Genomic DNA, 474 nt, shown 5'->3' on the forward strand with positions numbered 1-474 from the left:
AGACGCAGGCTACGTCTCCTATGACGACGGCCTCACTGTCGTCGACGAGCGCGTACGCGACGCAGCACTCGAGCTCGTCGCTGCCAGCGCCGGCGTCAGTCCACCCTCCATCGAGGAAACGTACGTCATCTCACAGTTCAGTGACTGGCCGTTCGCGTTCACGCGGATCGACGCCGTCTACGTGTGGACTCAGGGCGGCTACCAGGTCGGTCGCGAACCCGACGACTATCCACTGTTCCTGGCTGTTCGTGAGCAGGACGTCGACGCCTGGGAGACATTTTTCGAGTCGTTCGACCTCCCGACCGCATTCGAACGACAGCCCCGAGACGAGCTGGACGGGCCGCTGCAGATCGTCCTCGAGCCACGCGCGTCACTCGATATCGAGCACGTCGAAGGGTACCCGGTGATCCCGAGAGACGAGACGATCGAGTATATGCGTGAGAACTACGCCCAGTTCCAGTCGGCGCTCGCGAT

Annotated in this window: 1 pseudogene; it reads left to right on the forward strand. The window is 62.7% G+C overall.

Annotation, left to right across the window (positions count from 1 at the left end):
• Positions 1-474: pseudogene (locus DEQ92_RS22320) on the forward strand (RNA polymerase subunit sigma-70); the annotation flags it as partial.

The organism is Haloferax sp. Atlit-6N (assembly GCF_003383195.1).
In the GTDB taxonomy this organism is placed as follows: domain Archaea; phylum Halobacteriota; class Halobacteria; order Halobacteriales; family Haloferacaceae; genus Haloferax; species Haloferax gibbonsii.